General features: G+C 60.6%; 6 protein-coding genes. All 6 read left to right on the forward strand.

The window, feature by feature from the left end; translation table 11 throughout:
• A partial coding sequence (locus tag ACXJL8_RS34865; protein WP_456686434.1) for a hypothetical protein occupies positions 1 to 226 on the forward strand: 226 nt, incomplete at its 5' end.
• Positions 196 to 1,356, forward strand: coding sequence for an aminotransferase class V-fold PLP-dependent enzyme (locus tag ACXJL8_RS34870; protein WP_456618687.1), 1,161 nt, complete (start codon positions 196 to 198; stop codon positions 1,354 to 1,356). The genes ACXJL8_RS34865 and ACXJL8_RS34870, both read left to right, overlap by 31 nt.
• A 28-nt stretch (positions 1,357 to 1,384) precedes the next feature.
• Positions 1,385 to 2,278, forward strand: a complete 894-nt coding sequence (locus ACXJL8_RS34875; RefSeq protein ID WP_456618688.1) for an amino acid ABC transporter substrate-binding protein — start codon at positions 1,385 to 1,387, stop codon at positions 2,276 to 2,278.
• Between the two features lie 66 nt (positions 2,279 to 2,344).
• On the forward strand, positions 2,345 to 3,139 hold the full coding sequence (locus tag ACXJL8_RS34880) for an amino acid ABC transporter permease (protein WP_456686435.1): 795 nt from the start codon (positions 2,345 to 2,347) through the stop codon (positions 3,137 to 3,139).
• Positions 3,136 to 3,828: an amino acid ABC transporter permease gene (locus ACXJL8_RS34885; protein WP_456618690.1), complete on the forward strand. Its 693-nt coding sequence runs from the start codon at positions 3,136 to 3,138 to the stop codon at positions 3,826 to 3,828. The genes ACXJL8_RS34880 and ACXJL8_RS34885 overlap by 4 nt, the downstream gene beginning before the upstream one ends.
• A 23-nt stretch (positions 3,829 to 3,851) precedes the next feature.
• Positions 3,852 to 4,463 (forward strand): amino acid ABC transporter ATP-binding protein (locus ACXJL8_RS34890; RefSeq protein ID WP_456686436.1); only part of this gene is annotated, 612 nt, incomplete at its 3' end.

Here is a 4,463-nt window from a genome sequence, read left to right on the forward strand (position 1 = left end):
AGATCATTCATTATCATTTTTCGGAATAAAATCTATTGAAATTCGACAATTTTGTTTGTCGAAATCCGGAAAGCTCATATTCTTGGCGTCGCCGGTGATTGACTGGAAATTGTGCAGCGCCGTCTCGCCGTTCGAAAATCTCGCTCCGCCGCTGGCCGAGAGCCAGGTCCCGACGGCGCTCAACAGGAGATGTGCATGTCTCGTCACTACGACGTGGACGCCGTGAGGAAGGAATTCCCCGCCGTTGAACGAATGGTCTATCTGGACTCCGGGTTTCAAACGCCACTTGCGCGCCCGGTGAAGGCCGCGATCGAGCTTTTCCTTCGCGAGGGCTTCGAGACGGCCGGACCGAAGAGCGTCTGGCTCGATCGGGTGGAGCAGACCCGCGCCAAGGTCGCTCGCCTTCTCGGTGTGACGGCGGATGAAATTGCCTTCACGAAGAACACGTCGGAAAGCATGAACATCGCGGCAAACGCACTGCCGCTCCAGGCCGGCAATAACGTTCTCATGGTTCACGGCGATCATCCGAACAACGCCTATGCGTTCCTCAACCTGCAACGGAAGGGCGTCGAGGTCCGCTTCATCCCGATGACGGAAGTCGTCGATGCCGACAGCTTTGCTCCCTTCATTGACGACAAGACGCGTGCGATCTCGATGTCGCATGTGACATTCCACGCCGGTCACCGCTTTGACATCGAGGGCGTCGGCGCGATGTGCGCCAGGAAGAAGCTCTACTTCGTCGTCGATGTGATGCAGGCGATCGGCGTCGTGCCGATCAACGCGAGAGCGATCGGCGCCAGCTTCATCGGCTCCGGAAGCCACAAGGGATTGCTGGTTCCGCAAGGGCTCGGGCTTCTCTATTGGGACAAGGCGCTCACAGCGCTGGAGCCGGCCTATCTTGCGGCTGCGGGCCTCGCCGAGATCCCGGGTGATCTGATCGCGCGTTCCGACCTGATGACGCCTTCGCCGACCGCCCGGCGCTTCGAGCTCGGCAACTTCAATCTGCCCGCGATCCATGCCCTGGGTGCTTCCCTCGACATGATCGAGCAGATCGGGGTGCAGAACATCCAGAACCACTGCTTCGATCTCGGCGATCACCTGATCGCGCGCCTGGACGAGCTGGGCGTCCGCCTCGTTGGTCCGCGCGAGCGAAAGCACCGCGCTCCGCACATCTACGTCGTCGCCCTGCCCCCGGCGGACTGGCTCGGCCATTTCGAGGAGAACGGCGTGCGCGTGTCGCCCGAACGAGACGGCATTCGCGTCTCGCTCGGCATGTTCAACACCGCCAACGACATCGATCGCTTGATCGACGTCATTCGCAAGCGAGGGCTCGGACGCCCTTCGGTCGCAGCTTGAATTCGGCAAATGATGGGAAGGTAGAACCATGAAGAAGCTTGTGCAGGTGCTGGCCATTCTCCCCGGTCTCCTGGCGGTCGGCGCACGGCCATCCGCGGCAGCCGACAGCCCGACGCTGGACAAGATCAAATCCGGCGGCGCGATCACCATCGGCCACCGCGAGGCTTCGATACCGTTCTCATATCTCGGGCCCGATCAGAAGCCCGTCGGCTTCTCGCTTGATCTCTGCGCGGCGATCGTCGACCGCATCAAGGACGAGCTGAAGTTACCCAATCTCAAGGTCAACTACATTCCGGTGAACTCTTCGAACCGGATTCCGCTGATCCAGAGCGGGACCGTCGACATTGAATGCGGCGGCACCGCGAACGACAAGAAGCGGCAGGAACAAGTCTCATTTTCCGTCACGACGTTCGTCAGTCAGCCGCGATGGCTCGTCAAGGCGGATGGTCCGAAGACCGCGGCCGATCTCAAGGGCAAGACGATCGTCGTGACCCAGGGCTCCAATGCCGTCGGGTTCGCCCAGGGCGTGAATGCAAAGGAGCAGCTCGGTTTCAACATCGTGCAGGCGAAGGATCATGCCGAATCGTTTCTGATGCTGAGCACGGGACGGGCATCCGCCTTCATGGAGGACGACATCCTCCTTGCGGGCCTCAAGGCCGCGGCGCCAAATCCCGGCGCGTTGATGTTCCTCCCGGAAGGATACGCCAAGATCTATTACGGACTGATGTTCACCAAGGGCGATGCCGACTTCAAGGCGCTCGTTGACGATGTTCTGTCCAAGCAGATGGCGTCGGGGCAATTCGAGAAGACCTATGCCAAGTGGTTCAACAGCCCGATTCCGCCGAAGGGCGAAAATCTCGCATTCCCTCTCTCGGAGTCGCTCAAGGACAGGATCGCGCATCCGAGCGACGCGGTCGATTGACCGGCGACATCGTTCGGCTCTTCTCACAAGGTAATCCTCGTTCGCACCTGTAACCTGGGGCTCGCGATGTTCGGAGTGCTTTTTGAACAGACGGCAGATGGCCAACGCTATATCGACTGGCTTCTGTCGGGCCTCGGCTGGACCCTGGCTCTCGCCTTCTTTGGCTGGTGGATCGCCTTTGGCATCGGAGTGATCGTCGGCGTCGGCCGCACAGTCCAGAACCGTTTCTTCTCGATCCTGGCCCGGCTCTATGTCGAGATATTTCGAAACATTCCTGTCCTGGTGYAGATGTTCCTCTGGTACTTTGTTTTCCCAGAAGTGGTGCCGAGCGCTCTCGGCGATGCAATCAAGCAAATCCCGCCGCCCTGGGCATCGTTCTTCCCGGCACTTCTTTGCCTGGGACTCTACACCGCCGCCCGAATAGCCGAGCAGGTTCGGGCGGGGATCGAAGCGCTGCCGAAGGGACAGGTTGAGGCGGCCAATGCTCTCGGCCTCAGCGGTTACCTCACCTATCGACACGTCATCGTGCCACAGGCTTTGCGCCTCATCGTGCCAAGTCTCACCAGCGAGGTGATGGGCATCTACAAGAACACCTCCGTCGCGCTCACGATCGGCTTGATGGAGCTTACCGCCCAGGCACGCCAGATCAGCGAAGCCACGTTCCAGACATTCTCCGCATTTGGCGCCGCAACCATCGTCTATCTCTGCCTGGCACTGGTTGCCTATCAGGCCATGACGCTGATCGACAAAGCCGTCCGCATTCCGGGCAGCGCTTCCGTCAACCTCACGGCCGACCAGGATCTGGCCGCCGACGTGCAGCAAGGCGGCGCTCTGCCCGGCGCCATGGAGGCCGTGAAATGAACACCCTCGATTTCTCGATCGTCGCGCAATCCTGGCCCTATCTCTGGTCGGGCCTCCTCTTCTCGCTGTCGCTCACGGCCGCCGCATTCGCCGTCGGCATGGTTCTCGGAACCTGCCTTGCGCTCGTCCAGCATTTCGAGATTCCGGTGTTCGCCCAGATCATCCGCGGCTACGTTGCGGTCATCCGGTCGATCCCGCTCATCCTCGTCCTGTTCTGGTTCTTTTTCCTGGTCCCGATCGTGCTTGGGCATCTCAGCGGCAACGGCCGCCCTGTTCCGATCGGCGCCACCTATACCGCCTTCATCACCTTCGGCTTGTTCGAGGCCGCCTACTACTCCGAGATCATCCGTGTCGGGCTGCGGGCCGTGAACAAGGGCCAGTTCGAGGCCTGCCAGGCGCTCGCGCTGTCCACCTACGACACCTACCGCCATGTCGTCCTCCCCCAGGTGCTGCGCGTGGCCAGTCCGATCATCCTGAGCCAGACGATCATCCTCTTTCAGGACACCTCGCTCGTTTACGTGCTGTCGCTGACGGATCTTCTGGGCGCCGCTTCCAAGCTTGCGCAGCTCAACGGCCGCCTCGTCGAAATGTACCTCGTCGTCGCGGTCGCCTATCTCGCCATCAGTTCGGCAGCCTCCCAGTGTGTCGCTGTCCTTCGCAAGCGATACGCTCTCGCCACATCGCGATAACGCCTCGAATTTGGGAGACGAACATGCCTCGAGAGACCTTGAGCGAAGCCACGCGGCCCGGCGCAATTGTCGTCGTCGAGAATGTGATGAAGCGGTTCGGCGCATTCACCGCGCTGAACGACGTCAACCTCGAAGTCGGCAAGGGCGAGAAGATCGTACTCTGCGGACCTTCGGGCTCAGGCAAGTCGACGCTGATCCGTTGCATCAACCATATCGAGAAGCACGACGGAGGCCGGATCGTTGTCGACGGTGTCGAGTTGAGCGACCGCGTCGCCGACATCAACAGCGTTCGCTGCGAAGTCGGGATGGTGTTTCAGAGCTTCAATCTATTTCCGCACCTCACTGTTGCGGAAAACTGCATGCTGGCCCCGATGAAGGTTCGCGGCATTTCGCAAGTAGAGGCGCGCGATCGCGCACTCGGCCTGTTGCGGAAGGTCCGCATCCAGGATCAGGCGGACAAGTACCCAGCACAACTATCGGGAGGTCAGCAGCAACGCGTCGCCATCGCGCGAGCGCTGTGCATGCAGCCCAAGATCATGCTGTTCGACGAACCGACGTCGGCTCTCGACCCCGAAATGGTCAAGGAGGTGCTGGAAACCATGGTCGAGCTGGCGCGAGACGGAATGACGATGGTC

Source organism: Bradyrhizobium sp. P5_C11_2 (genome assembly GCF_054049755.1).